The organism is Streptomyces sp. NBC_00637 (assembly GCF_045161545.1).
In the GTDB taxonomy this organism is placed as follows: Bacteria; Actinomycetota; Actinomycetes; order Streptomycetales; family Streptomycetaceae; genus Streptomyces.
Window position 1 is genome coordinate 900,654 of sequence record NZ_CP109046.1, and the last position, 26,350, is coordinate 927,003.

The window sequence follows — 26,350 nt, forward strand, 5'->3', positions numbered from 1 at the left end:
GGACGGCGCGCGGTGACGGAGGCCGTTGGGTCGGCCGTTCGTTCAGGACGTGCGCGGGGACCAGTGGGGGTCGCGGCCGAGGAAGGCCAGCAGGGTCGCCGAACGGTCGTGGGCGTCCGGGGTCTCCCGCGCCGGGGCGAAGACCTTGAACGCGTCGCGCAGGTGATCGACGAGCTGTTCGGCCGTCGGGCCGATCCCTTCGGCCGTCTCGGCCGGGAGGGGGCGGTCCTGGCCGGTGGCCACGGCGATGTCCCAGGCGTGCACGGCCGCGTCCATCGCGGCGGCGCCGACGGCGAGGGGCAGCGGCAGCGGGCCCAGCGGCGTCGGCACCTGCTCGCTGTCGGCGGGGAGCGCGGCGTACGCCTCGGCCACCGCGTCCAGCACCTTCGCCAGCTCGGCCACCGGGTCGCCGTCGAGCGCGTCGGCCGGGTGGAAGGGGTCGCTGTCGGGCTGCCCGCCGGTGAGCGCGAGGCCGTAGCCCTGCTGGTCGATGCGGGCGTGGTTCAGCACCTGGCGCACCGTCCAGCCGTCGCACGGCGTCGCCGCGCCCCACTGCTCGTCGCCGACCGCCGCGACCACCTCACGCAGGTACGCGTGCGCCCTCGTGAGGACCTCGGTGTCCGACGTGCCCGACGTGCCCGGCGTGCCCGACGCGTCGGCCCGGCCCGTCGTGACGCTCTCCTCGGTCCCCGCCGCCTTGTCCACCATGGAGCCTCCCCCGCTGTCCCACACACCCCGGCGTCTTCCCGGCTGACGAGAACAATCCAGGCTTCCTTGCGGACAGTTTCGGTCCTCGATACAGCCGATCGCCGCATCGGATGGTCCGCCGCGGGCCGCGAGGTGAGGAAGAAACGTTCGAGGCCGCCGGGTAAGGGGAACTGAACTGTCGATGCAAGAAGAAGTACGTGAGCGAGCGGCCCCGCTCGTGCGATTGGTACAGCGCCACCGGGAACCCGTCGTCGTCCAGGCACTGCGGTCCGCCACCGCGGCGACGATCGCCTATGTCATCGCCCTGCGCCTGAGTCCCGAGGCGCTGCCCCTGACCGCGCCGCTGACCGCGCTGCTGGTCGTCCAGGTCACCCTGTACGCGACACTCACCAACGGGATCCGCCGCGTCAACGCGGTGGTGGCCGGCGTGCTCGTGGCCATCGCCTTCAGCCTCCTGGTGGGTCTGACCTGGTGGAGCCTCGCGCTGCTGATCGTGTCCTCGCTGGCGGTGGGGCATCTGGTGCGGGTCGACGAGTACGTCCCCGAGGTGGCGATCAGCGCCATGCTGGTGCTGGGCGTGACCACCGTCGGCGACACGGCGTGGGCGCGCGTGGTGGAGACGCTGATCGGCGCGTTCGTCGGGCTCGGCTGCAATCTGCTGCTGCCGCCCCCCGTCTGGGTGGAGGAGGCGGGTGAGTCGATCGAAGGGCTGGCCCGACGGCTGCGCCAGCTGATGCTGCGCATCGGCGAGCAGGCCTCGGGCCGTACGCCGGTGGAGGAGGCGGCCGCCCGGCTGCACGAGGCGCGCCGCCTGGACCACGACATCGTCGAGGTGGACGCGGCGCTGCGGCAGGCCGAGGACAGCCTGCGGTTCAACCCCCGCGTGCGGGAGGGGCTGCTGCACCGGGTGGTGCTGCGCACCGGTCTGGACACGGTGGAGATCTGCACGGTGGTGCTGCGGGTGCTCGCCCGGACACTCACCGATCTCGCCAAGGAACGCGAGCCGGAGCCGCTGTTCCCGGCCGGGACCGGCGAGGTGGTGGAACGGCTGCTGTCCGAGATCGCCGACGCGGTGGTGAGCTTCGCGGTGCTGGTGACCACGAGCGTCAGTCTCAACGCGGACGCCGCCGAGGAGCGGCTCACCGCCGAGCTGCGGCAGGCCGCTGCCACCCGCGACAAACTCGCCCAGCTGCTGCTGGAGCAGCTCCAGAACGACGCCCGTCAGTGGCAGCTACACGGCGCGATGCTGACCGAGGCCACCCGCATCATCGACGAGCTCGACACCGAGCACCGCTCCCGCCGCCTCCTGGAGGAACTGGACCGCGTGTCGGGGAAGGACCGCGACCGGACGCCGCGCCTGACCCGGCTGCGCGAGCGCCTGGGCGTGCAAGAGCGGCTGTGGCAGGACCGTACGGGGATCAGCGGGCGTTCTCGCTAGGGCGGCGTGGTCACGGGGGCCCGCGCCGGGGCTCACGGAGGGCGCCCGTCACGGAGGCGGCCGGTGGCCGCGTGGGCAGCCTCCTGCTCCCCGCACGAGCCGGGGGTCCGCTTTTGCGTTCGACGGCCCGCCCGGGTCAAGGTGGGCTGTCACGGCGGAGGCGTACGACGACCTGAGGTGAGGGCATGGGCAGTGGGACGGAAGCGGCGCACGAGGGGTCACCCCGGCCCGGGCGGGGCCGGGAGCTCGGCGGATCCTGGAGCAGGCGCCGGTTCGTCGGTCTGCTCGGCGGCGCGGCCGCCGTGTCCGCCGCGCCCGCCCTCGCCGGGTGCGGCGGCGACGCCGACGGCGGCACGTCCGAGGCCCGGGACCCCCAGGTGCGGGACTCGGCGCGGGGCGCGGCGCCGGGACAGCCGTCGACGTCCGCGTCCGCCGCCCCCGGGCCGTCGCGGAGTTCTTCCGGCCCCCGCCCCCTCTACCTCGGCACCTACACCTCCGCCGAGGGCGGCGGGAAGGGCATCGGGGTGGCCTCGTACGACCCCGCCTCGGGGCGGATCACCGGCCGGGGCACGATCACCGGTGTCCAGGACCCGTCGTATCTCGCGGTGCACCCGGACGGCGGAACGCTGTACGCGGTCGACGAAGGGACGCGGGGCGCGGTGACCGCCGTACGGCTGTCGGACGAGAAGGTGCTGGGCAGCCGGCCGACGGGCGGGGCGAACACCTGCCATCTCTCGGTCCATCCGGGCGGGCGGTGGCTGCTGAGCGCCGACTACGGCTCGGGCAGCGTGGCCGTGCACCCGATCGACGCGTCGGGAGCGCTCGGTGAGCGCACCGACCGGGTGACACACAGCCGTCCGGCGCCCCGGTCGGGCCAACAGGGACCGCGCGCGCACCAGTTCATCAGCGCTCCGGACGGCGGCCATGTCCTCGCCGTCGACTTCGGCACGGACACGGTGTACAGCTACCGCCTGGACGAGCGGGCGGGGACGCTCACGGAGGTCGCGCAGGCGCACACCCGGGCCGGTGCCGGTCCGCGCCATCTCACCTTCCACCCCGGCGGCCGGTACGCCTACCTCGCCGACGAGGCCGACGACACGGTCGCGGTCTGCGCGTACGAGCCGACGAGCGGCCGGCTGACGATCGGGCGGCCGCAGTCCACCGGCGCGAAGGCGGACACCAACTACCCGGCGCAGCTGGCGGTCACGCCGGACGGCGCGTACGCCTTCCTCGCCAACCGCGGGGACGACACCCTCGCCCGCTACGCGGTGGAGGCGGACGGGGCCCGGTTGCGGCTGCTCGGCACGGTGCCGGTGGGAGGCGACTTCCCCCGGCAGATCGCCCTCTCGCCGGACGGCGGCCTGCTGTTCGCCGCCAACCAGCGCTCCGGCACGGTCAGCGTCTTCCGGGTGGGCGCCGGCGACGGCACGCTGCGGCTCGCGGGCGAGCCGTTCGCGTCACCTGTCGCCGTCTGTGCGCTGCCGCTGTAGCGCCCGGGGGCAGGAGGCGGCGGCCGCCTGGGTGAGCAGGACGTGCATGCGCTCGGTGAGCCGGCCCACGTCGTCGGCGGGCGCGTGGAAGGGCAGGCGTACGTCGCCGTGGGCGCCGACGCGCTCGATGCGCAGCGTCAGGCCGTGCCGGTCCACGGCGAGCGGCGCGACCCGGACGGCGCCGTGCAGGCTGTCCCGCCGGACGAGCCGGGCGAGCCGTTCCACCGCGTCGGGGTGGGCGTCGGCGAGATGCGTGAGCAGGTGCGCCTCGGCGGTGGCGAGCGGGTCGGGCTCGGCGCCGGCGAACTCCTCGAGGTCGACGACGACCGCGCCGGTGGGCTCCTTGAGCACGACGCGGGTGGCGTGGAAGGCGAGGTGGCCGTCCTCGGGCGTGAACCAGCCGGCCAGCCAGAGCCGGGCGCGGATGCGGCCTCGTACGGGAACGGGCGCCACGTCGGCGAACTCCAGCACGGCGGACGGCTCGCCCCGGGGCGCACAGATCGCTGCCGTGAGCAGGGCGCTGTCCTCGGGCACGTGCAGGATCACCCGGCCGTCCGCGTCGACGGTGTGCGAGCCGACGAACTCCTCGCGCCCGCCGTCCGCCGTCACCGCGCAGGACCATGAGGCCGCGAGCACCGAGCGGGCCCGCTCGGCGGCGGCCGGCACGGCCGCCCAGCTTTGGCTGTCACCCATCCCGAATCCTCCTTAGGTAAGCCTTGCCTAACCTATAGGAGTTCCGTCCTCGCGCCAACCGTGGTGGCCACACCCGTCGGGCCCGGGCAGCAGCCGACGACCTTCCGGCGTGAAGGTGGAGGTGTGGTCGAGAGGGCCGTCGTCGCCGTAGCGCACGGCGAGCAGGACCGGCTCGGCCCGCCGTGGCGGCCACTCCCCGTCCGGCCCGGAGCCGTTGTGGAGGTGGAACCACACCACGGGCTCCGCGAGATCGGGCCCGAAGTAGCCGAGGGTCTTGCCGTAGTACGGGTTCGTCCCGCCCAGCAGCAGGGCCGGCTCCCCGAACTCCGCGGTCACCTCCGACCACGTGCGGTCCTCGGCCGCCCACGCCCGCGCCCGCTCACGCACCCGCGTGTGGTCCGCCGTCCGCAGGATCCGGTCCGGCTCGAGCCAGCCGCGCCTGCGCGCGAACTCCGCGTACACCGACGCCAGATCGTGGTCCTCGGCCCGGCGGCCGGGCGACATGTCCCGGAAGACGCCCTTGACTCCCGTGCTCCTGCGGGAACGGTCGAGCCAGACCCGCCACTGCTCCCGCCAGGCGTCGGTGTCGCGCTCGACGAACGACAGGTGCGCGAAGGTCGCCCACAGAGCGCCCTCGCCCCCGTACATGCCGAGCCGTCTCAGCATCGAGTTCAGCTGCCCGGGGCGTGCACTTCTTCGACGCTCGCGAGCGAGGGCGCGGTGGTCATGTGCCATTCTCCCCCGCGACGATCACCCCGAGGACGAGATGACCCCCAGCAGCGCCCGCGCGCACAGCTCCCCCACCTGTTCCCGCGACAGGTCCGACCCCCGCAGCCACTCCAGGCAGACCGCCGTCGTGAACGCCAGCCAGCCGCGCACCGCCAGCCGTACGTCGGGGCGCCGCTCGAAGACCGGGCCGAACTCCGGATCGGCCCCGAGCGCCGCGAGGATCTGCCGCTCCTGCGCCGCCAGCGCCCGCCGGTAGACCCGGCGCACGGCCTGGTCGCCGGAGGCGTCCGCGCGGTGGAAGGCCCGGTAACCGTGGGCGTGGGCGGCCACGTACGTCAGGTAGGTGTCGAGGCCGGACGCCAGCTGTTCGCGGACCGGGATGCCGGGGACCGCCGCCGTCATGCGCAGCATCCGGTCGCTCTCGCGCTCCACGACCGCCGCGAAGAAGTCCCGCTTGGTCGGGAAGTAGTGGTACAGCAGTCCACGGGAGACCCCGGCGATCTCGGCGACCTGCTCGATCCACACGTCGTCGTACGGGCTCTCCGAGAACAGCCGCGCGCCGACCGACAGAAGTTGCTCCCTGCGCTCCCCGGTGCTGAGTCGGCGCCGGGCGCGCTCCCCCTGGTTCGCGGCCATGCCCGCACTTTACTTGACGCCGGTTCAACAGCGGCACCAGACTGAGCCCGCTATTGAACCCACGTACAACATGCTCAACCTGCCGCTGCATCAAGGGAGATCGCGTCATGGCGGAGACGACGGGGACGACGGGGACGGCAGGCACGGCGGGCGAGCCGGCCGCCACGGGGACCACGGGGACCGCAGCGGCGGACGCCCTGCCGAAGGGGTTCCGCAGCGCGGAACTCGGCTGGCCCGAGCTGGAGCGCATACCGCATCCGCCGCGCCGGCTCCCCCTGCTCGGCGACATCCTGGGTGCGAGCCGGCGCACCCCCCTCCAGGACTCCCTGCGGTACGCCGGGCAGCTGGGGCCGATCTTCCGCCGCAAGGCGTTCCACCGCGAGTTCGTGTTCGTGTGGGGCTCCGCGCTGGCCGCCGACATGGCGGACGAGACGCGGTTCGCCAAGCATGTGGGGCTGGGCATCGCCAATCTGCGGCCCGTCGTCGGGGACGCCCTGTTCACGGCGTACAACCACGAGCCGAACTGGCAGCTGGCGCACGACGTCCTGGCCCCGGGGTTCAGCCGGGAGGCGATGGCGGCCTACCACCCGATGATGCTGGACGTGGCGGAGCGGCTCACCGGCCACTGGGACCGCGAGCTGGCCGCCGGCCGGGCGGTGGACGTGCCCGGCGACATGACCAAACTGACCCTGGAGACGATCGCCCGCACGGGGTTCGGGCACGATTTCGCGTCCTTCGAGCGGGCCCGGCCGCACCCCTTCGTGACCGCGATGGTGGGCACCCTCACCTATGCGCAGCGCCTGAACACCGTGCCCTCCCCCGCCCTGCTGCGACGGGCCACGCGCCGCAACGAGGCCGACATCGCCTATCTGAACCGCACCGTCGACGACCTGGTCCGGGCGCGTCGCGACGGCGGCGGCGGGGACGGCGACCTGCTCGACCGGATGCTCGACACCGCCCACCCCACGACGGGCGAACGGCTGTCGGCGCAGAACGTACGGCGTCAGGTCGTCACCTTCCTGGTCGCCGGCCACGAGACCACCTCGGGCGCGCTCTCCTTCGCCCTGCACTACCTGTCCCTCAACCCTCGCGTCGCGGCCCGCGCCCGCGCCGAGGTGGACCGGGTGTGGGGGGACGCGGCCGTACCCGGGTACGAGCAGGTCGCCAAGCTGCGTTACGTCCGCCGGGTCCTCGACGAGGCGCTGCGACTGTGGCCGACGGCGCCCGCGTTCGCGCGCGAGGCCCGGACGGACACCGTGCTGGGCGGGGAGCACCCGATGCGGCGGGGCGCCTGGGCGCTGATCCTGACGGCCATGCTGCACCGGGACCCCGAGGCCTGGGGGCCCGACGCGGACCGGTTCGACCCGGACCGCTTCGACGCGGCCGCCGTACGCGCGCGTGCCCCGCACACCTTCAAGCCGTTCGGCACCGGCGCGCGGGCGTGCATCGGACGGCAGTTCGCGCTGCACGAGGCCACGCTGGTCCTCGGACTGCTGCTGCGGCGCTACGAGCTGCGGCCGGACCCCGCGTACCGGCTGCGGGTCACCGAACGGCTGACGCTGATGCCGGACGGCCTGCGGCTCCATCTGGAACGGCGGACGCCGGTGACCGGCGGCCCGTCCGACGAGGGGGCGCCGGCGCCGGGCTCAGAGCCGCGCTGCCCAGTGCACCGGGCGGGTGACTGACTCCGGCAGCCGGGTGCCCGCGCTGCCCCGGGCCGCGTTCAGCTGCGGCTGGGTCAGGAAGAACGCGCCGGTCAGGTCGGCGTCGGCGAGACCGGTGTCGCGCAGGTCCGCGCCGATCAGATCCGCTCCGCGCAGATCGGCGCCGGTCAGGTCGGCGGCGATCAGACAGGCACCCCGGAGGTTCGCGCCCCGCAGGTCGGCGCCCCGGAGACGGGCGCCCATCAGGTCGGCGCCCCGCCGCTCCTTCTTGCGCCCGCGGATTCCGGCGCGGGCCAGTTCGCTGGTCCTCAGCAGCAGCACGTTGACGTCCTGACGGTGCGCCGGGACGTCGAGGGCGAGCAGCTCGTCCGGGGACAGCCGGGTGAGTTCCTCGGTCCTGGCCAGGGTCCGGCGCAGATCGCCGTGGAGGGGGCGGGCGGCGGGGAGGCCGAGCGCCTCGGTGAGATACCAGAGGAGTTCGTGGAGCTGCCGGACGACCGGGAACACCTCGGACATCCGGCGGGCCTCGTCGGGCGCGGCCGTATGCCGGTCGCGGCCGCCGAAGGTGAGCTGGGAGACCTTCTGCCCGGCGCCGAAACAGTCGTAGACCGTGCAGCCGGTGAAGCCGCTCTGGCGCAGGCGTGCGTGGATCCCGCAGCGGTGGTCCGCACCGAGGTGGAGGCACGGCTTGCCCGCGGGCTTGTCGATCGCGAAGTCCGCGGAGCGGGCGAAGGGCAGGGCCACGCAGCACAGACCGAAACAGTTCTGGCAGTCGCCGCGCAGTCCGGCCCTGTCCACCCCGGTTCCGTCCGGCCCGGCCCGGTCCGCCCCGGTGCTGTCCACCGTGTTGTCTTGCATGCCGCCCAGCCTACTGACCTGGCGGACTAGCGGTTGAACAGCTCGAACGCCACCGCGGGTCTGCCGCCGAACCGTTCGCCCACCGAGTTCGCCGCTCCCGTCAGGAACCCACGGACGTAGCCTTCCGGCTCCTCGTCGGTCAGCGCCTCGATGTAGGCGCGGTGTTCGAGCAGCGAGCCCACCGCCCGCTCCAGTCCCACCGACGCGTCCACGGCGTGGGTGGGCGTCGCGGAGCCGGCCACCGCGACCCAGCGCACGCCGTTCCACGGCTCCAGGCCCTGCTCGACGAGTTCCGGGAAGATCCAGCGGTTGCCCGCGTCCCCGGCCGCGTCGAGGGTGGCGCGACCGACCGCGACGTGGTCGGGGGTGTTCCAGGCGACGCCGCCCCAGGTGTCGCGGTGGTTGAGGGTGATCACCAGTTCGGGGCGATGCCGGCGGATCGCGGCGGCGATGTCGCGGCGCAGGGCGGGGCCGTACTCGACGACGCCGTCGTGGTGGTCCAGGAACTCGACGCTCGACACGCCCACCACAGCGGCACTGGCCCGCTGCTCCCGCTCGCGCAGCGGACCGCACTCGGCGGGCGCCATGGTATCGATGCCCGCCTCGCCCCGGGTCGCCAGTACATAGGCGACCTCGCGGCCGGCGTCGGTCCAGGCGGCGACGGCCGCGGAGCACCCGTATTCGAGGTCGTCCGGGTGCGCCACCACGGCCAGGGCGCGCCGCCAGTCCTCGGGCATGGGCTGGAGCTGGGGGATCGTCGGCTCGGTCATGCCCCGCAGACTAGTCGGTGACCAGGAGGTCACACCTCGTCACGGGCGAGGGCGAGCAGCCGGTCCAGGACGCGGGGGCCGCCGGCCCGGACGCCGTCGTGTTCGAACTCGTCGGTGACCCAGGTGCGCAGGCCGCGGATGGCGCCGGCGGTGCGCAGGGAGTGGGCGGTGTCGACGTACAGGTCGTCGTGGTAGATCGCCGCCGCGACCGGGACCTCGTTGGCGGCGAGGCGCGCGGGGTCGTACAGGGGCCGCCAGTCGGTGCGGGCGGCGAGGAGTTCGGCGGTCTCGCGGAGCGGGCGCAGCGCGGGGTCGGTGTCGAACATCCAGGGGTGGATCGTCTCGCCGGTGAGCAGCAGCGGGCCGTCGCCGGTGAGCGTCTTGGCCGCGTCGAACTGCGGGAACTCGGCGCGCACCCGGTCGGCGGCCCAGGCGGTGGGGCGGCCGTCCTGCCCGTAGATCGCCTCGTGCAGCAGGGCGTAGAGGGGGTGTCCGGCGTAGGAGAGGAGACCCTGCGTCTCCTCCTGGAAGGCGTCGGACAGCGCCGGGCCGTGCGGGGTGGGGACGAAGGCCTCTTCGAGGAGGTGGTGCAGACGGTGGCTGCCCTCGCCGCCGCCGAGGAGGATGCCGAGCGTCTGGAAGGCCTCGACCGTGAGGCGGTAGCCGTTCGGGAGGGTGACCTCGTGGTGGAGGAGGTGGTCGGCGATGCGGCGCACGCGGTCGACGTCCTGCGGGTAGCGGGCGTAGTGCGCGGCGGCCTTGCGCTCCATGCGCGGGTAGGCGGCGCGGTAGACGTCGTCGGCGTGGGCGTCGAGGCTCGGCAGACCACCGGTGATCAGGGCCGCGGCGAGGCCCTCGGGGGCGGTCGAGAGGTACGTGACCGTGCAGAAGCCGCCGAAGCTCTGGCCGAGGACCGTCCAGGGGGCGCCGCCGGTGACCTCGTGACGGATCAGTTCGCAGTCGCGGACGATGGAGTCGGCGCAGAAGTGCGTCAGGTAGTCGGCCTGTTCGGCCGGGCCGCCGCGCAGCGGGAGGGTCTGGCGGTTGGCGGGGGTGGAGTGGCCGGTGCCCCGCTGGTCGAGGAGGAGGACGCGGAACTCCTCCAGCGCGCGGCCGAGCCAGGCGGGCCTGCCGACGAACCGGTTGGCGCCGAAGCCGGGGCCGCCCTGGAGATAGAGCAGCCAGGAGCCAGGGCAGGTCCTGGTCCGCCTTCTCGCTCGCGACCACCTCGCGGGCGTAGAGCCCGATCGTCTCCCCGTCCGGGTCGGCGTGGTCGAGCGGCACGGTGAAGCGGCGGTCGGTGAGGACTACGCCGGGCTGACGGTAGCTGACGGACAACGGAGGCTCCCGGGACGATCGGAGTACGGGCCGCGTCCCAGTTCAGCACATGTCCGGGCGGTGCAGGAGCCCGGGGGATCATGAACAGCTACTGAACGGGCGCTCAGCACGTTACTGAACGGGCGCTCAGCACGTTACTGAACGGGCGCTCAGCACGTTACTGAACCACCGCTCAGCGCGCCGAGAGGCTGGAGCGGCGCACCACGAGCTCCGGCTGGAGCACCACCCGCCGGTGTTCGTGACGTCCGGGTGCCGCTCCCTCCTCGGTCTCCTCCAGCAGCATCTCGGCGGCCAGGGCGCCCATGGTGACGGCGGGCTGGCGGACCGAGGTGAGGGGGACGGCCGCGGCGGCCGCGAACTCGATGTCGTCGTAGCCGACGATGGCCAGGTCCTCCGGGACGTTCACCCCGGCCGCGTACATCGCCTGGAGCACGCCGAGGGCGAGCAGGTCGTTGGCGCAGAACACGGCGGTCGGGCGGTCGGCCAGGCCGAGCAGCCGGGCGCCGGCGTCCCGTCCGGCGGCCACGTCGAGCCGTTCGGTGGGCAGCTCGCGCAGGCACTCCGGGCCGAGACCCGCCTCGGCGAGGGCGTGCAGGGCCCCCGTGCGGCGGTCGCGGACCTGGGTGAAACCGGGCGGGCCGCTGACATAGGCGATGGAGCGGTGTCCGGCGTCGACCAGATGCCGTACGGCGAGCGCGCCGCCCGCCACGTCGTCCACGGAGACCGAGCACTCGGAGGTGCCCTCGGACACCCGGTCGACGAGGACGAAGGGGATGCCGTGCCGGCGGAACGAGGCGATGTTGCGGCCGGTCGCGTCGGCCGGGGTGAGCAGCACACCCCTGACCCGCTGCTCGGCGAAGAGCGACAGGTACTCGGCCTCCTCGCCGACGCTCTCGGCGCTGTTGCAGACCATCACGCCGAGTCCGGCGTCGCGGGCGGCCCGCTCGGCGCCGCGGGCGACGTCCACGAAGAAGGGGTTGCCCATGTCGAGGACGAGCAGCCCCATGATCCGGCTGCGTCCCGCGCGCAACTGGCGGGCCGACTCGCTGCGGACGTAGCCGAGCCGGTCTATCGCCGACAGCACGCGCGCCCGGGTCTCGGTGGCGACGGTGTCCGGGCGGTTGATCACGTTCGACACCGTGCCGACGGAGACTCCGGCGGCACGGGCGACGTCCTTGATTCCCACCGGCTGGGCCATCAGGCGGGGACCTCCAGGTGAACGGGGTACGGCGGGACGGCCTTCACAGTACCGTCACCGGACCGCACCCCTGTCCGGGTACGGGTACGGGTACGGGTCATGCGGGCAGTGCGAAGTCGACGACGTGGAGCGCCGAGGGGGTCGTCCCGCTCGACTTCTCCTGGTACATGAACGACAGGACGTTGTCGGCCTTGACGCGCAGTTCGTCGATCACGACCTCGCCGAAGGCGTTGAGGCCGCTGCCGTCGAAGAGCACCGTCCAGTCCGTGTAGCCGGAGTCCTTGGAGGCCCCGGCGATCCGGCCGAAGGGGAAGATCGCGTACGCGTTGTCGTACTTGTCCAGGATCAGCTTGGTGCGCTGGCTGGAGCCGAGGACGACGGGGATCTCCGTCTTCTGCCAGGTCCCCGAGGAGTTCTTGCGGAGGTGGAAGGCGCGGCCGTTGGCGGTGCGGTCGTTGACGTAGTTGGTGGTGCACTGGCCGAAGCGGCCGGGGACGTAGCTGATGATCGCGTGCGGGAGGCCGGTGGAGTCGGTGGCCTGGCTCTCCTGGTTCATCAGGGAGTGGTCGGGGTTGATCGCGTCCACGACGAGTCCGGCGTCCGTGACGGCGACCGTGTCGGAGCCGCCCGTGGTGCCGACGAGGGTGCCCGCGTTGTTGCGCCAGGTGCGGCCGCGGTCGGTGGAGTAGACGTAGCCGGTGTCGTGGTTGGTGATGCCGCCGCTGGAGCACATCACGGCGGCGTTCTGCTCGCGCCAGGTGAAGAAGGAGTGCAGCCGGCCGTTGACGTCGTAGTCGATGCCGTGCAGGTACATGTTGCGCACGGTCGAGGAGCCGTGCTCGCTGGTGTAGGTGCCGGTGGAGCTGGACCACTCGCCGAGGTTCGTCCAGCCGGAGCCGTCGTACTCCGCGAGGGCGTTGCGGCCGTTGCCGGAGATGCCGACCCGGTAGCTCAGCTGGAGCTTGCCCTCGGGGGTGGCGACGAACTGCGGGTAGGTGAACTGGGTGGTGAGCGTGAGGCCGTCGAGGGTGGTCTGCACGGCGCCGAAGACGGACGACGTCCAGGAGGTGGTCGCCGGGTTGTCCAGGAGTCCGGCGACCGACTTCACGTAGAAGAAGCCGTTGCTGTGGGAGTCCATGTTCAGGTGGAGCCTGCCGTCGACCTTGGAGACGCCCATGGAGATGACGTTGTGGGAGTCGCTGGCCTTGAGGACGTGGGAGAGGGTGACGGTCGACCAGGCGGTGCCGCCGAGTACGCGGCGGGCGACGACCGCGTTGCCGGTGGAGGTGTACCAGGTGGCGTACTGGTAGCCCTTGTAGGTCAGCAGGCCGTTCTTCTGGAACGAGTTGTTGTTGACCAGGCCGTCGTAGGACACGAAGAACACGGCCGTGGCGTCGAGTCGGGTGGTGGCCTTCCTGGTGACCGAAGGGCCGGGGTCGGCGGCGCGGGCGGTGCCGGCGGCGAGCAGGGGGGACGCCGCGGCGCTGAGGAGAGCGCCGGCCAGCAGGGTGCGTCGTCTCATCTCGGGGGACTCCATCGTCTGCGAGAGCGGGAACCGGAGGGGAACAGCAGCGGGGGGACGGTGGGGACAGCGGGGAGCCGGGGGTGTCAGGCGAGGTGGAACACCTCGGTGAGAGGCTTCATCGCCTCGTCGGGCCGGGCTCCGTCGAGGGACTCGAAGAACGGGGCCATCTCCGCCTGCCAACGGGCGTTGACGTCGGTGGCCTCCATGCCGGCCTGGGCGGCGGCGAAGTCCTCGGTCTCCAGATAGCCGACGAGCAGGCCGTCGTCTCTCAGGAAGAGCGAGTAGTTGTGCCAGCCGGTGGCCGAGAGAGCTTCCAGCATCTCCGGCCACACGGCGGCATGGCGTTCGCGGTACTCGGCGAGCCGGTCCTGACGGACCTTGAGCAGGAAACAGACACGCTGCATGAAGTACCGCTCCTCTGTGGGGGGGGTGAGCCGACCGGCCACCAGAAGGGATCAGCCGGGACCGGAACCGGCTAGAAGTTGAACTGGTCGATGTTCTTGGCGTCGAACACGGTCGGCTTGCCGAGGCTGATCACGCCGTCCTTGCCGATCGTGTACGTGGTGCCGTCGGCCTTGAAGGTCTCCCCCTCCGCGCCGGTGATCTGGCCCGAGACGAGCGCCACCGCCGTCTGGGCGGCCAGCGCGCCGAGCTTCGAGGGGTCCCACAGCTCGAACGCGTCGACGGTGCCGTTCTTGACGTAGGTGCGCATGTCGTTCGGGGTGCCGAGGCCGGTCAGCTTGACCTTGCCCTTGTACTTGGAGCCCGACAGGTACTGGGCCGCCGCCTTGATGCCGACGGTCGTCGGGGAGATGATCCCCTTCAGGTTCGGGTACTGCTGGAGCAGGCCCTGGGTCTGCTGGAACGACTGCTGGGCGTCGTCGTTGCCGTACGCCACCTTGACGAGCTTGACGTCCTTGTACTTGGCGTCCTTCAGCTCGTCCTTCATGAAGTCGATCCAGGTGTTCTGGTTCGTCGCGGTCTGCGCGGCCGACAGGATCGCGATCTCGCCCTTGTAGCCGATCTGTTCGGCGAGCAGCTGCACCTCGGTACGGCCCAGGTCCTCGGCGGACGCCTGCGAGACGAACGCGTTGCGGCACTCGGGGTTGGTGTCCGAGTCGTAGGTGACGACCTTGATCTTGTTGCTCATGGCCTGCTTGAGCGCGGTGCACAGGGCGCCCGGGTCCTGGGCGGACACGGCCATCGCGTCGACCTGCTGCTGGGTGAGGGTGTTGACGTAGGAGACCTGGCTGGAGGTGTCGGTGGCGCTGGAGGGACCGACCTCCTTGTAGCTGGAGCCCAGCGTCTTCAGGGCCGCCTCGCCGCCCTTGTCGGCGGAGGTGAAGTAGGGGTTGTTGACCTGCTTGGGCAGGAAGCCGACGGTCAGGCCCTTCTTGGTGGCCGCGTTCGGGTCGGCCTTGCCGGTGGCGGCGGCCGAGGCGCCGTCGTTCTTGACGTCCTCCTTGGTGGTGCCGCCGCAGGCGGTGGCGGCGAGGGCGAGGGAGGAGACGACGGCGAGGGTCGCACAGGCGCGACGCAGCGATGACTTGCGCATGGTGGTGTGAGTCCTTTACGAGGGTGGACGGAGCGGGTTACGACGTCGGTGTCGAGGCGGCTTGTCGGCCCGCCCTCGCGACGGAGATCTGCCGTGCGACCCGGGGGCCGAGCACGGAGACGACGAGCAGAACGCCGGTGACGACGATCTGCGACTGGGCGGAGACGTCCTGGAGGCTCATCACGTTCTGCGCGGCGCCGAGCAGGAAGACTCCCGCGATCGCGCCGCCGAGCGTGCCCTTGCCTCCGTCGAAGTCGATACCGCCGAGCAGGACGGCCGCGATGACGGAGAGTTCGAGGCCGGTGGCGTTGTCGTAGCGGGCGCTGGCGTAGTGCAGGGCCCAGAAGATGCCGGTGAGGGAGGCCATCAGACCGGTCACCGTGAACAGGATCAGCTTGTGCCGCCTGACCCGGATGCCGGCGAACCGGGCGGCCTCCTCGCTGGCGCCGATGGCGAACAGCGAGCGGCCGAACGGGGTGGCGTGCAGGACGACCACGGCGATCGCGAGCAGGACGACGAAGGGCAGGAAGGCCTGCGGGAGGAAGGTGTCCCCGAGCCGGCCGGCCGCGAAGTCCAGGTACTGGGTGGGGAAGTCGGTGACCGCGTCGGAGCCGAGCACGATCTGCGCGATGCCCCGGTAGGCGGCCATGGTGCCGATGGTGACGGCCAGCGAGGGAAGCCCGAGGCGGGTCACGAGCAGGCCGTTGACCAGCCCGCACACCACACCGAGCAGCAGGCAGATCGGGATGATCGCCTCGATCGTCAGGCCCTGGTTCCACAGGGCGCCCATCACCGCGCCGGACAGCCCGGCGGTGGAGGCGACGGACAGGTCGATCTCGCCGGCGACGACCAGCAGGGTCATCGGCAGCGCGATGAGCGCGATCGGCAGGGTGTTGCCGATCAGGAACGACAGGTTGAGGGCGTTGCCGAAGCCGTCCACGAAGGAGAACGAGAACAGCAGCAGGACGATCAGGAGGGCGCCGACGACCGTGTCCCAGCGGACGGCGCGGGTGAGCGACTCAGGCATGGCCGGCGTCTCCCTTCTTGACGGTGGTCTTCACGGGGGCGGTGGTGCGGGCCGCGGCCGACTTCTTCTTCAGCGCGGCCGCCACCCGCAGGGCGACCACCCGGTCGACCGCGATGGCCAGCAGGAGCAGCACGCCGTTGATGGCGAGCACCCAGACCGAGCTGACGCCGAGCGCGGGCAGGACGCTGTTGATGGAGGTGAGGAGCAGGGCGCCGAGGGCCGCGCCGTAGACGCTGCCGGAGCCGCCGGTGAAGACGACGCCACCGACCACGACCGCGCTGACGACGGTGAGTTCGTAGCCGTTGCCGGTCCCGGAGTCGACGTTGCCGAACCGGGCCAGGTACATCGCCCCGGCGAGGCCGGCGAGACCGCCGCAGAAGGTGTAGGCGGCGAGGATCCGCTTGCGGACCGGGATGCCGGCGAGCCGGGCGGCCTCCGGGTTGGAGCCGAGCGCGTACAGCTCACGGCCGCTGCCGAAGTGCTTGAGGTAGTACGCGGTGGCGACGAGGACGGCGAGCGCGATCAGCGCCAGCCACGGCACCGCCGAGAGACCGCCGGAGCCGAAGTCGACGAACGAGTTCGGCAGGTCGGCCGCGGTGATCTGGCGGGAGCCGACCCAGATGGAGTCGATACCGCGGATGATGTACAGCGTGCCCAGGGTGACGACGAGGGCCGGCACCTGGCCGAGGCTGACCAGCAGGCCGTTCAGCAGCCCGAAGCCGATGCCCAGCAGGACCGCCAGCACGATCGCGATCACCGGGTTGCCGCCGCCGTGCAGATAGGTACCCGCGGCGAAGGCGCTGATGCCGAGGGTGGAGCCGACCGACAGGTCGACGTTGCGGGTGATGACGACCAGGGACTGGCCGGTGGCGACCAGCACCAGGATGGTCGCGTTCAGCAGCAGGTCCTTGATGCCCTGCTCGGACAGGAACTCGCTGTTGCCGGCCTGGGTGACGGCGATCATCACCAGGAAGACGACCAGGATGGCGAGTTCGCGCATCTTGAAGACGCGGTCGACCAGCCGGGTGCCACTGGACTTCGGCACCTCGGCGACGGGGGCCTCGTGAGAGGTGGTCACCGTCATGCGGCTGCCCTCCCGGTGGCTGCGGCCATCACGGTTTCCTCGGTGGCTTCGGTACGGGGGATCTCGGCGGCGAGGCGGCCCTCGTGCATCACCAGCACGCGGTCGGCCATGCCGAGGATCTCGGGCAGGTCGGAGGAGATCATCAGGACGGCGACCCCGTCGGCGGCCAGCTCGCTGAGCAGCCGGTGCACCTCGGCCTTGGTGCCGACGTCGATGCCTCGGGTCGGCTCGTCGACGATGAGCACCTTGGGGCCGGTGGCCAGCCACTTGGCGAGGACGACCTTCTGCTGGTTGCCGCCGGACAGCGTGTTGACGGTGTCCGCGATCCGGGCGTACTTCACCTGGAGCTTGACCGCCCAGTCGAGGGAGCGGCTGCGCTCGGCGCCCCGGTCCATCAGACCGGCCTTCACGGTTGTGCGCAGGCCGGTCAGGCCGATGTTGCGCTCGATGGACATGTCCATCACCAGGCCCTGGGCCCGCCGGTCCTCGGGGACCAGCGCGAGTCCGGCGGCCATCGCGGTGGAGGGTGCGCCGTTCGTCAGGGTGCGGCCGTCCACCGCGACCTCCCCGGCGTCCCAGCGGTCGATGCCGAAGACCGCCCGGGCGACCTCCGTACGCCCGGCGCCGACGAGTCCGGCGAGGCCGACGATCTCGCCGCGGCGGACCTCGAAGGAGACGTCGGTGAAGACCCCCTCACGGGTCAGCCGGCGGACGCTGAGGGCGACCTCGCCCGGTGTCACGTCCTGCTTGGGGTAGAGCTCGTCGAGGTCGCGGCCGACCATCCGGCGGACCAGGTCGTCCTCGGTCATGTCCGCCAGCGGCTCGCTGGCGATCCACGCCCCGTCGCGCAGGGTCGTCACCCGCTGGCAGATCTCGAAGATCTCCTCCAGCCGGTGCGAGATGAACAGCACCGCCGCGCCCTGCTCGCGCAGGGTGCGTACGACGCCGAACAGCCGGGCGACCTCGCTGCCGGTGAGAGCGGCGGTCGGCTCGTCCATGATCAGGACCCGGGCGTCGAAGGAGAGCGCCTTGGCGATCTCGACGATCTGCTGGTCCGCGATGGACAGGCCGCGCGCCGGACGGTCGGGGTCGAGCTCGACGCCCAGGCGTCGCATCAGGTCGGCGGTGGCCGAGTGGGTGGCCTTGTGGTCGATGCGGCCGAGAGCGCGCCGGGGCTGGCGGCCCATGAAGATGTTCTCGGCGATCGACAGGTCGGGGAAGAGCGTGGGCTCCTGGTAGATCACGGCGATGCCGGCGTCGCGGGCGTCGCCGGGGCCGTGGAAGACGACGGGCTCACCGTCGAGCAGCACCTGACCGGTGTCGGGCCGGTGCACCCCCGCGAGGCTCTTGATGAGCGTGGACTTGCCCGCGCCGTTCTCGCCGGCGAGGGCGTGCACCTCGCCGGGGAACAGCTCCAGGGAGACGCCCCGCAGGGCGCGAACGGCGCCGAAGGACTTGGATACGTCCCTCAACGCCAGCACCGGGGCCGGTCCCGCGTCGGACGGGTGGGTCATGGATGGCTCCTCGACGACGCCCGGGACGTGGCCTCACGGCGTCGTGAAAGGTTTCAACTGGATTGCCGGGACGTTAGGCATCCCGGCCATGTCACGTCAATGGGTACGTCTCGAAAAGTTTTCGATAGCCGAAGGTCACGCGGCGGTCACGAAGGGCGTTGCAGTCCGGAGGGGTTGACACTCTCCCCTCGGGCTCATAGCTTCCCGTTCTGAATCGTTTCATCCGGGAGTTGTTCCGGACCGATGTCTCAGGAGCCCGAAGTGACCGACCTCGCCGCGGTGAAGGCCGCTCTGAAGACCCAGGCCGTCGAAACGCCGTCGTGGGCGTACGGGAACTCAGGCACCCGTTTCAAGGTGTTCGCCCAGGAGGGCGTCCCGCGCACCCCGCAGGAGAAGCTGGACGACGCGGCCCAGGTGCACGCGTTCACCGGTGTGGCCCCGACCGTCGCCCTGCACATCCCGTGGGACAAGGTGGAGGACTACTCCGCACTTGCGAAACATGCGGAGGACCGCGGGGTGAAGCTGGGGGCGATCAACTCCAACACCTTCCAGGACGACGCCTACAAGCTGGGCAGCATCTGCCACCCGGACGCGGCGGTGCGGCGCAAGGCTCTCGATCATCTGCTGGAGTGCGTCGACATCATGGACGCGACCGGCTCCGCGGATCTGAAGCTGTGGTTCGCCGACGGCACGAACTATCCCGGCCAGGACGACCTCCGGGAGCGGCAGGACCGGCTCGCCGAGGGTCTTTCCGCGGTGTACGAGCGGCTCGGGGACGGGCAGCGGATGCTGCTGGAGTACAAGTTCTTCGAGCCCGCCTTCTACTCCACGGACGTGCCGGACTGGGGCACGGCCTACGCGCACTGTCTGAAGCTCGGCCCCAAGGCGCAGGTCGTGGTGGACACCGGACACCACGCGCCCGGCACCAACATCGAGTTCATCGTCGCCACGCTGCTGCGCGAGGGGAAGCTCGGCGGGTTCGACTTCAACTCCCGGTTCTACGCGGACGACGACCTGATGGTGGGCGCCGCCGACCCGTTCCAGCTGTTCCGGATCATGTACGAGGTCGTGCGCGGGGGCGGGTTCACCTCCGACGTGGCGTTCATGCTCGACCAGTGCCACAACATCGAGGCGAAGATCCCGGCGATCATCCGGTCCGTGATGAACGTCCAGGAGGCGACGGCGAAGGCGCTGCTGGTCGACCGGTCGGCGCTGGCCGCCGCGCAGGCTTCCGGGGATGTGCTGGAGGCGAACGCGGTCGTCATGGACGCGTACAACACGGACGTCCGTCCGCTGCTGCGTGAGGTCCGGGAGGAGATGGGGCTGGACCCCGAGCCCATGGTGGCCTACCGGGCGTCCGGGTACGCCGAGAAGATCGTCGCCTCCCGGGTCGGTGGGGAGCAGGCGGGGTGGGGGGCGTAGGCGTCAGCCGTCACCTGTCCGTCGCGGACCGCGGGCCCGTTGTGGCTGGTCGCGCCCGCGCGGCGGCAGCCGCACATCGATACAGCCCCGCGCCCCTTTCCGGGCGCGTTCCGTCGCCCGCGTTCGAGAAGTAAGGAATCCGCATGTCCACCCACCCCGAAGCCGACGCCCTCCTCGATCGGTCACACCGGCTCGGCGCCGATCCCCGCAACACCAACTACGCCGGCGGGAACACGTCCGCCAAGGGCACCGATGTCGATCCCGTGACCGGTGGGGACGTCGAGCTGATGTGGGTCAAGGGGTCGGGCGGCGACCTCGGCACGCTCACCGAGGCCGGGCTGGCCGTGCTGAGGCTGGACCGGCTGCGGGGACTCGTCGACGTGTACCCGGGTGTCGAGCGCGAGGACGAGATGGTCGCCGCGTTCGACTACTGCCTGCACGGCAAGGGCGGGGCCGCGCCGTCCATCGACACCGCGATGCACGGGCTCGTCGAGGCCGCCCATGTCGATCACCTGCACCCCGACTCCGGGATCGCGCTCGCCTGCGCGGCCGACGGGGAGAAGCTGACCGCCGAATGCTTCGGGGACACGGTCGCGTGGGTGCCCTGGCGGCGTCCCGGGTTCCAGCTGGGACTGGACATCGCCGCCATCAAGGCGGCCAACCCGCAGGCGATCGGCGTGGTCCTGGGCGGCCACGGCGTCACCGCCTGGGGCGACACCTCCGAGGAGTGCGAGCGCAACTCGCTGCACATCATCCGCACCGCCGAGGCCTTCCTCGCGGAGAAGGGCAAGGCCGACCCGTTCGGGCCGGTCCTCGACGGCTACACCGCGCTGCCCGAGGACGAGCGCCGGGAGCGGGCCGCCGCCCTCGCGCCGTACGTGCGGGCCATCGCCTCCCAGGACCGCCCTCAGGTGGGGCACTTCACCGACTCCGACGCCGTACTCGACTTCGTGGCCCGGGCCGAGCACCCCCGGCTCGCCGCGCTCGGCACCTCCTGCCCCGACCACTTCCTGCGGACCAAGGTGCGGCCGCTGGTCCTGGACCTGCCGCCCACCGTCGCGGTGGAGGACGCGGTCGCGCGGCTCAAGGAGCTGCACGCCGAGTACCGCGAGGAGTACGCCGCCTACTACGCCCGGCACGCCGACGCCCACTCGCCCGCCATGCGCGGCGCCGACCCGGCGATCGTGCTGGTCCCGGGCGTGGGCATGTTCTCCTTCGGCAAGGACAAGCAGACCGCGCGCGTGGCCGGCGAGTTCTACGTCAACGCGATCAACGTGATGCGCGGCGCGGAGGCGGTGTCCTCGTACGCGCCGATCGAGGAGTCGGAGAAGTTCCGCATCGAGTACTGGGCCCTGGAGGAGGCCAAGCTCCGGCGGATGCCCGCGCCGAAGCCGCTGGCCACCCGGGTGGCCCTGGTCACCGGGGCCGGCAGCGGGATCGGCAAGGCCATCGCCCGGCGGCTGGTCGCCGAGGGCGCGTGTGTCGTGGTCGCCGATCTGAACGCCGAGAACGCCGCCGCCGTCGCCGACGAGCTCGGCGGGGCCGACAAGGCGGTCGCCGTCACCGTCGACGTGACCTCCGAGGAACAGATCGCCGCCGCCTTCCGGGCCGCCGCGCTCGCCTTCGGCGGGGTCGACCTCGTCGTCAACAACGCGGGGATCTCCATCTCCAAGCCGCTGCTGGAGACGACGGCACGCGACTGGGACCTTCAGCACGACATCATGGCCCGCGGTTCGTTCCTCGTCTCGCGCGAGGCCGCGCGGGTGATGATCGCGCAGGAGCTGGGCGGCGACATCGTCTACATCGCGTCGAAGAACGCCGTGTTCGCCGGCCCGAACAACATCGCCTACTCCGCGACCAAGGCCGACCAGGCCCACCAGGTCCGGCTGCTGGCCGCCGAGCTGGGCGAGCACGGCATCCGCGTCAACGGCGTCAACCCGGACGGTGTGGTGCGCGGGTCGGGCATCTTCGCCGGCGGCTGGGGCGCGCAGCGGGCCGCGACCTACGGCATCGAGGAGGAGAAGCTCGGCGAGTTCTACGCCCAGCGGACCATCCTCAAGCGTGAGGTGCTGCCGGAACACGTCGCGGGCGCGGTCTTCGCGCTCACCGGCGGCGAACTCACCCACACCACCGGACTGCACGTCCCCGTCGACGCGGGTGTGGCGGCCGCGTTCCTCCGGTGACGGCCGTGCGGTCGTACGCGGCGGTCGACCTCGGCGCGTCCAGCGGACGGGTCATGGTCGGCCGGGTGGGCCCGGACTTCCTGGAACTGGCGGAGGCGCACCGCTTCCCCAACCGGCCGGTCCGGGTTCCGGAGGGACTGCGCTGGGATGTGCTGTCCCTGTACGCGGGGGTACTGGCCGGGCTGCGGGCGGCGGGCCCGGTAGACTCGGTCGGCATCGACAGCTGGGCCGTGGACTACGGCCTGCTCGACGCCGACGGGGCCCTGCTCGGCAACCCGGTGCACTACCGGGACGCCCGCACCGAGGGGGTCGCCGAGAAGGTGTGGGCGACCGTTCCGGCGGCCGAGCTCTATGCGGCCACCGGCCTCCAGTACGCGCCCTTCAACACCCTCTACCAGCTCACGGCGGCCCACGGGACACGCCAACTGGCCCACGCCCGCCGCCTGTTGCTCATCCCCGACCTGCTGGCGTACTGGCTGACGGGTGAGCAGGGCACCGAGCTCACCAACGCCTCCACCACCCAGCTGATCGATCCCCGGACGGGCGACTGGTCGTACGACACCGCCGCCCGGCTGGGCATCGACCTGGAGCTGTTCGCGCCGCTGCGGCGCCCCGGCGACCCGGCGGGGCTGCTGCGCGACGAGGTGCTGGAGGAGACGGGGCTGACCGGGCCCGTGCCGGTGACGACGGTCGGCTCGCACGACACCGCCTCCGCCGTGGCCGCGGTCCCGGCGACCGGTGAGCGGTTCGCCTACATCTGCACCGGCACCTGGTCGCTGGCCGGCCTGGAGCTGACGGCGCCCGTCCTCACCGAGGAGAGCCGGGCCGCCAACTTCACCAACGAGCTCGGGCTGGACGGCACGGTCCGCTACCTGCGCAACATCATGGGGCTGTGGCTCCTCCAGGAATGTCTGCGGGCCTGGGGCGACCCCGATCTGGGCGGGTTGCTGCGGGAAGCCGCGGAGGTGCCCGCGCTGCGCTCGGTCGTGGACGCCGGGGACGCCGCGTTCCTGGCGCCCGGGCGGATGCCGGAGCGGATCGCCGAGGCGTGCCGCGCCTCGGGACAGCCGGTGCCCGCCTCGCCCGCAGAGATCACCCGGTGCATCCTCGACTCGCTCGCCCTGGCCCACCGGCGGGCCGTCGAGGAGGCCCGGCGGCTCGCCGACCACCCCGTCGACGTCGTGCACATCGTCGGCGGCGGCACCCGCAACACTTTGCTGTGCCAGCTGACCGCCGACGCGTGCGGACTGCCGGTGGTGGCCGGTCCGACGGAGGCCGCCGCGCTCGGAAACGTGCTGGTCCAGGCGCGGGCGCACGGACTGGTCGGCGACCGGACCGACATGCGCCGGCTGCTCGCCCGTACGCAGCCCCTGACCCGCTACGAGCCGCAGGGCGGCACCGGGCGATGGCGCGAAGCGGAGGCCCGGCTCACCACGCGGTGAGCCGGGGTCTCCCCCCGGGCCCCCGCACCGGCCTTCCCCCACTACGCTGCACGCGTGTGGGTGGTGCCCCCAGCACTCATCCGATGACCCAACCGCAAGGAGCCGCGATGCGTGTCGCACTGTTCCTCACCTGTGTCAACGACACGCTCTATCCGGAGACCGGCCGCGCAGTGGTGAAACTGCTGACCAGGCTGGGCGTCGAGGTCGACTTCCCGATGGCCCAGACCTGCTGCGGCCAAGCGCACTACAACACCGGCTACCGCCATGAGGCCGAGCCCCTTGCCCGGCATTTCTCCGATGTATTCGGGGATTACGAGGCGATCGTGACGCCCTCCGGATCGTGCGGGGCGATGGTGCGGGAGCTGTATCCGCGGATGGGCGAGCGGGCCCGGGCCGAGGGCCGCGGGGACACCCTCGCCGCCACCCTGGCGCCGGTGGTCCCGAAGACGTACGAGCTCACCGAGTTCCTCGTGGACGTGCTCGGGGTGACCGACGTCGGCGCGTACTACCCGCACACGGTGACCTACCACCCGACGTGTCACGGGCTGCGGAGCCTGGGCCTCGGGGAGCGGCCCCGGCGGCTGCTCCGGGCGGTCGAGGGGCTGGAGCTGGTGGAGCTGCCGGGCGCCGACGAGTGCTGCGGCTTCGGCGGGACCTTCGCGCTGAAGAACGCCGACGTCTCGGCGGCGATGGGCGCCGACAAGGTGCGCAACGCCGAGTCCACCGGCGCCGAGGTGTTGTGCGCGGCGGACAACTCCTGCCTGATGCACATCGGCGGGACCATGGCCCGGCTGGAGACCGGCATGCGGCCCGTGCACCTCGCGGAGATCCTGGCGAGCACGAAGGAGGAGCCGGCGTCATGAGCGGAACGTTCGTGGGAATGCCCGCCTTCCCGAAGGCCGCGCACGAGGCGGTCGGCAACCAGACCCTGCGCGCCAATCTGCGGCACGCCACGCACACCATCCGGGCCAAGCGGGCGGCTGCCGTGGCCGAGGTGTCCGACTGGGCGGAGCTGCGGGAGGCGGGCAAGCGGATCAAGGACCACACGCTGCGTCATCTCGACCGCTATCTCGTGCAGTTGGAGGAGTCGGTGACGGCGGCGGGCGGCGTCGTCCACTGGGCCGCCGACGCGGACGAGGCCAACCGGATCGTGGCCGACCTGGTCAAGGAGACCGGCGAGTCGGAGGTCGTCAAGGTCAAGTCCATGGCCACGCAGGAGATCGGCCTCAACGAGGCGCTGGAGGCGGAGGGCATCCGCGCCTACGAGACCGACCTCGCCGAGCTCATCGTGCAGCTGGGCAAGGACCGGCCGTCGCACATCCTGGTCCCGGCGATCCACCGCAACCGGGGCGAGATCCGGGAGATCTTCGCCCGCGAGATGAGCGAGTGGGGCCGCCCCGCCCCCGAGGGGCTGACCGACACCCCCGCCGAACTCGCCGACGCCGCCCGCCTGCACCTGCGCGAGAAGTTCCTGCGCGCCAAGGTCGGCGTCTCCGGCGCGAACTTCATGGTCGCCGAGACCGGCACCCTGGTGGTCGTCGAGTCCGAGGGCAACGGCCGGATGTGTCTCACCCTCCCCGAGACGCTGATCTCCGTCGTCGGCATCGAGAAGATCGTGCCGACCTGGCGTGACCTGGAGGTCTTCCTCCAGACGCTCCCCCGTTCCTCGACGGCCGAGCGCATGAACCCGTACACGTCGACCTGGACGGGCACCACGGACGGCGACGGCCCGAGCACCTTCCATCTGGTGCTGCTGGACAACGGCCGCACCGACACCCTCGCCGACGAGGTCGGCCGGCAGGCCCTGCGCTGCATCCGCTGCTCCGCCTGTCTGAACGTGTGCCCGGTGTACGAGCGGGCCGGCGGCCATGCCTACGGCTCGGTCTACCCGGGTCCGATCGGCGCGATCCTCAGCCCCCAGCTCCGCGGCACCCAGAGCGAGATCGACGCCTCCCTGCCGTACGCCTCGTCGCTGTGCGGTGCCTGCTACGAGGTGTGCCCGGTCGCCATCGACATCCCGGAGGTGCTGGTGCACCTGCGCGAACGGGTCGTCCAGGGCGGCCCGGTGACGCGGGAGGGCAACAAGGTGGTGCTGAAGCCGGCCAAGGGTCATGGCGCCGAGCGGGCCGCGATGCGGGCGGCGCGCTGGGCGTTCGGCCGGCCCGGCGCCCTGCGCGCCGGGCAGCGGCTGGCGTCCCGGACCCGCCGGTTCCACCCTCGTACGCTGCCCGGTCCCGGCAGCGCCTGGAGTGATACGCGGGATCTGCCGGCGGTACCCGCGGAGCCGTTCCGCGACTGGTGGCGGCGTACCCACGGCGAAACCGCCGTGAACACCGGAAACGTGAACATCGAAAACGGGACCACCGGGGACGGGACCACCGGGAAGGGGTCGGCGAAGTGAGCAGCAGGGAGCGGATTCTGGGCCGGGTGCGGCGCGCGCTGGCCGATGTGCCGCAGGACGACACCCCGTACGGGGAGGCCGTCGCGCGCGACTATCTGCGCGAGCACGGCGCCAGGAGCACCGAGGAGACGGTCGAACTGCTCGCGGAGAACCTGGCGGACTACCGGGCCGTCGTGCACCGGTGCGGTGCGGACGAACTGCCGTCCGTGCTGGCCCGGTTGCTCACGGAGCGCGAGGCGTCGACCGTGCTCGTGCCGCCCGGCCTCGACGAGACGTGGCTGGCGGAGGCGGAGGCCACCCGGGTGGCGGACCGGGCGGAGAGCGGCGCGCCCGAACTCGACCGGGTGGACAGCGTGGTGACGGCGTGCGCGGTGGCGGTCGCCGAGACCGGGACGATCGTGCTGGACGGCGGTCCCGACCAGGGGCGGCGCCGGATCACCCTGGTCCCGGACCACCACATCTGTGTGGTGCGGGTGCCCGAGCAGGTGGTGTCCTCCGTGCCGCAGGCGCTCGAACGGCTGGATCCGGCGCGCCCGTTGACGTGGATCTCGGGTCCTTCGGCGACCAGCGACATCGAGCTGGACCGGGTGGAGGGGGTGCACGGCCCGCGCACCCTCGAAGTGATCCTGGTCGGCTGAGCACCTCCGCTCCGGCGAGTGGAGCGCCGTCCGGAAG

General features: G+C 72.0%; 22 protein-coding genes and 1 pseudogene. 9 read left to right on the forward strand and 14 right to left on the reverse strand.

The genetic code is table 11. The annotated features are described in order from the left end of the window. Positions 1-42: 42 nt before the first annotated feature. Complete coding sequence (locus tag OG440_RS03860) at positions 43-708, reverse strand: TIGR03086 family metal-binding protein (protein ID WP_406005397.1); 666 nt, start codon at positions 706-708, stop codon at positions 43-45. 181 nt (positions 709-889) lie between these two features. On the opposite strand from OG440_RS03860, the gene OG440_RS03865 reads away from it, so the two are divergent. Both OG440_RS03865 and OG440_RS03870 read left to right on the forward strand, forming a co-directional pair. Further along, a complete protein-coding gene (locus OG440_RS03865; protein WP_406005398.1) occupies positions 890-2,146 on the forward strand; it encodes an FUSC family protein in 1,257 nt (418 codons plus the stop codon). A gap of 185 nt (positions 2,147-2,331) precedes the next feature. Continuing rightward, the gene (locus OG440_RS03870) at positions 2,332-3,636 is read left to right on the forward strand and encodes a lactonase family protein (RefSeq protein WP_406005399.1); all 1,305 of its coding nucleotides are present in this window, start codon (positions 2,332-2,334) and stop codon (positions 3,634-3,636) included. On the opposite strand, the gene OG440_RS03875 is transcribed toward OG440_RS03870, so the two are convergent. The 3 genes from OG440_RS03875 to OG440_RS03885 form a co-directional block, all read right to left on the reverse strand. Beyond that, positions 3,604-4,329 (reverse strand): DUF2470 domain-containing protein, encoded by a 726-nt coding sequence (locus OG440_RS03875; protein WP_406005400.1) that lies wholly within the window; start codon positions 4,327-4,329, stop codon positions 3,604-3,606. The two genes, OG440_RS03870 and OG440_RS03875, sit on opposite strands and share 33 nt — an antisense overlap. 27 nt (positions 4,330-4,356) lie before the next feature. After that, positions 4,357-4,995 carry a hypothetical protein gene (locus tag OG440_RS03880; protein ID WP_406005401.1) on the reverse strand — a complete coding sequence of 213 codons (639 nt, stop codon included), beginning with the start codon at positions 4,993-4,995 and terminating at the stop codon, positions 4,357-4,359. 84 nt (positions 4,996-5,079) lie between these two features. Then, the gene (locus OG440_RS03885) at positions 5,080-5,694 is read right to left on the reverse strand and encodes a TetR/AcrR family transcriptional regulator (RefSeq protein WP_406005402.1); all 615 of its coding nucleotides are present in this window, start codon (positions 5,692-5,694) and stop codon (positions 5,080-5,082) included. A gap of 107 nt (positions 5,695-5,801) precedes the next feature. On the opposite strand from OG440_RS03885, the gene OG440_RS03890 reads away from it, so the two are divergent. Beyond that, on the forward strand, positions 5,802-7,379 hold the full coding sequence (locus tag OG440_RS03890; RefSeq protein WP_406005403.1) for a cytochrome P450: 1,578 nt from the start codon (positions 5,802-5,804) through the stop codon (positions 7,377-7,379). Here OG440_RS03890 and OG440_RS03895 read toward each other — a convergent pair. From OG440_RS03895 to OG440_RS03940, 10 genes and pseudogenes are all read right to left on the reverse strand, one after another. Further along, positions 7,341-8,216: a pentapeptide repeat-containing protein gene (locus tag OG440_RS03895; RefSeq protein ID WP_406005404.1), complete on the reverse strand. Its 876-nt coding sequence runs from the start codon at positions 8,214-8,216 to the stop codon at positions 7,341-7,343. The genes OG440_RS03890 and OG440_RS03895 overlap by 39 nt on opposite strands. Positions 8,217-8,242: 26 nt before the next feature. Next, the gene (locus OG440_RS03900) at positions 8,243-8,986 is read right to left on the reverse strand and encodes a PIG-L deacetylase family protein (RefSeq protein ID WP_406005405.1); all 744 of its coding nucleotides are present in this window, start codon (positions 8,984-8,986) and stop codon (positions 8,243-8,245) included. Positions 8,987-9,015: 29 nt separating this feature from the next. After that, a pseudogene (locus OG440_RS03905) lies at positions 9,016-10,324 on the reverse strand (alpha/beta fold hydrolase). A 172-nt stretch (positions 10,325-10,496) separates the two neighbouring features. Then, the gene (locus tag OG440_RS03910; RefSeq protein ID WP_406005406.1) at positions 10,497-11,522 is read right to left on the reverse strand and encodes a LacI family DNA-binding transcriptional regulator; all 1,026 of its coding nucleotides are present in this window, start codon (positions 11,520-11,522) and stop codon (positions 10,497-10,499) included. Positions 11,523-11,619: 97 nt separating this feature from the next. After that, positions 11,620-13,044, reverse strand: coding sequence for a BNR repeat-containing protein (locus OG440_RS03915; RefSeq protein ID WP_406005407.1), 1,425 nt, complete (start codon positions 13,042-13,044; stop codon positions 11,620-11,622). Between the two features lie 86 nt (positions 13,045-13,130). Beyond that, positions 13,131-13,451: an L-rhamnose mutarotase gene (locus OG440_RS03920; protein WP_171401047.1), complete on the reverse strand. Its 321-nt coding sequence runs from the start codon at positions 13,449-13,451 to the stop codon at positions 13,131-13,133. A 71-nt stretch (positions 13,452-13,522) separates the two neighbouring features. Beyond that, on the reverse strand, positions 13,523-14,602 hold the full coding sequence (gene rhaS, locus OG440_RS03925; protein ID WP_406005408.1) for a rhamnose ABC transporter substrate-binding protein: 1,080 nt from the start codon (positions 14,600-14,602) through the stop codon (positions 13,523-13,525). Positions 14,603-14,639: 37 nt separating this feature from the next. Beyond that, positions 14,640-15,629: an ABC transporter permease gene (locus tag OG440_RS03930; RefSeq protein ID WP_406005409.1), complete on the reverse strand. Its 990-nt coding sequence runs from the start codon at positions 15,627-15,629 to the stop codon at positions 14,640-14,642. Next, complete coding sequence (locus tag OG440_RS03935; protein ID WP_406005410.1) at positions 15,622-16,713, reverse strand: ABC transporter permease; 1,092 nt, start codon at positions 16,711-16,713, stop codon at positions 15,622-15,624. The genes OG440_RS03930 and OG440_RS03935 overlap by 8 nt, the downstream gene beginning before the upstream one ends. Further along, positions 16,710-18,227 carry a sugar ABC transporter ATP-binding protein gene (locus tag OG440_RS03940; RefSeq protein ID WP_406005411.1) on the reverse strand — a complete coding sequence of 506 codons (1,518 nt, stop codon included), beginning with the start codon at positions 18,225-18,227 and terminating at the stop codon, positions 16,710-16,712. Before OG440_RS03940 ends, OG440_RS03935 begins: the two co-directional genes overlap by 4 nt. Before the next feature lie 261 nt (positions 18,228-18,488). On the opposite strand from OG440_RS03940, the gene rhaI reads away from it, so the two are divergent. The 6 genes from rhaI to OG440_RS03970 all read left to right on the forward strand — a co-directional run bounded on the left by rhaI (position 18,489) and on the right by OG440_RS03970 (position 26,313). Further along, a complete protein-coding gene (gene rhaI / locus OG440_RS03945) occupies positions 18,489-19,649 on the forward strand; it encodes an L-rhamnose isomerase (protein ID WP_406005412.1) in 1,161 nt (386 codons plus the stop codon). A 143-nt stretch (positions 19,650-19,792) separates the two neighbouring features. Further along, the gene (locus OG440_RS03950; protein ID WP_406005413.1) at positions 19,793-21,832 is read left to right on the forward strand and encodes a bifunctional aldolase/short-chain dehydrogenase; all 2,040 of its coding nucleotides are present in this window, start codon (positions 19,793-19,795) and stop codon (positions 21,830-21,832) included. A 5-nt stretch (positions 21,833-21,837) separates the two neighbouring features. Next, positions 21,838-23,274, forward strand: coding sequence for a rhamnulokinase family protein (locus OG440_RS03955; RefSeq protein ID WP_406011247.1), 1,437 nt, complete (start codon positions 21,838-21,840; stop codon positions 23,272-23,274). A gap of 107 nt (positions 23,275-23,381) precedes the next feature. Beyond that, on the forward strand, positions 23,382-24,137 hold the full coding sequence (locus tag OG440_RS03960) for a (Fe-S)-binding protein (protein ID WP_406005414.1): 756 nt from the start codon (positions 23,382-23,384) through the stop codon (positions 24,135-24,137). Beyond that, the gene (locus OG440_RS03965; protein WP_406005415.1) at positions 24,134-25,675 is read left to right on the forward strand and encodes a LutB/LldF family L-lactate oxidation iron-sulfur protein; all 1,542 of its coding nucleotides are present in this window, start codon (positions 24,134-24,136) and stop codon (positions 25,673-25,675) included. Before OG440_RS03960 ends, OG440_RS03965 begins: the two co-directional genes overlap by 4 nt. Next, the gene (locus OG440_RS03970; RefSeq protein WP_406005416.1) at positions 25,672-26,313 is read left to right on the forward strand and encodes a lactate utilization protein C; all 642 of its coding nucleotides are present in this window, start codon (positions 25,672-25,674) and stop codon (positions 26,311-26,313) included. The genes OG440_RS03965 and OG440_RS03970 overlap by 4 nt, the downstream gene beginning before the upstream one ends. Positions 26,314-26,350: the final 37 nt, after the last annotated feature.